1 pseudogene is annotated in these 577 nt (G+C 71.9%); it reads left to right on the forward strand.

Annotated elements, in window-relative coordinates:
- Positions 1-518 (forward strand): annotated as a pseudogene (locus P409_RS39890) (M20 peptidase family dipeptidase); the annotation flags it as partial.
- Positions 519-577: the final 59 nt, after the last annotated feature.

Here is a 577-nt window from a genome sequence, read left to right on the forward strand (position 1 = left end):
GGGTGTTCGGCTGGAACGCGCTGGAGGTGCTGGCCTTCACCGCCGGCACGCCGGACGCGCCGCAGAACGCCATCCCGCCATCGGCGCGGGTGCATTGCCAGCTCCGCTTCGTCGTCGGCACCGACGTCTCGGACCTGCCCGGCACGGTCGGCGCCTATCTCGAGGCGCAGGGCTTCCGCGGCATCGAGGTCAGCGAGTCCGGCACGCCGATGCTGGCGACGCGGCTCGACCCCGACGATCCCTGGGCGCGCTGGGCCGCCGGCTCGATCGCCGCCACCACCGGGACGGCGCCGATGGTGCTGCCCAATGTCGGCGGGTCGCTGCCGAACGAGGTCTTCGCCGGCACGCTGGGCCTGGCCACGGTCTGGGTGCCGCACTCCTATGGCGGCTGCCGCCAGCACGGCCCCGACGAGCACCTGCTGGCCCCGCTCGCCCGCGAAGGGTTGCAGATGATGACGGGGTTGTTCTGGGATCTGGGGGAAAGCGGCGCCGCCGTGGCGCGACAGCGTGGCGTGTAGACAGGCTGCGATTGTGAGGGCGCATTGCCTCTCCCGCTTGCGAGACCTTTTCGGAATGG

Source organism: Inquilinus limosus MP06 (assembly GCF_000767795.1).
In the GTDB taxonomy this organism is placed as follows: domain Bacteria; phylum Pseudomonadota; class Alphaproteobacteria; order DSM-16000; family Inquilinaceae; genus Inquilinus; species Inquilinus limosus_E.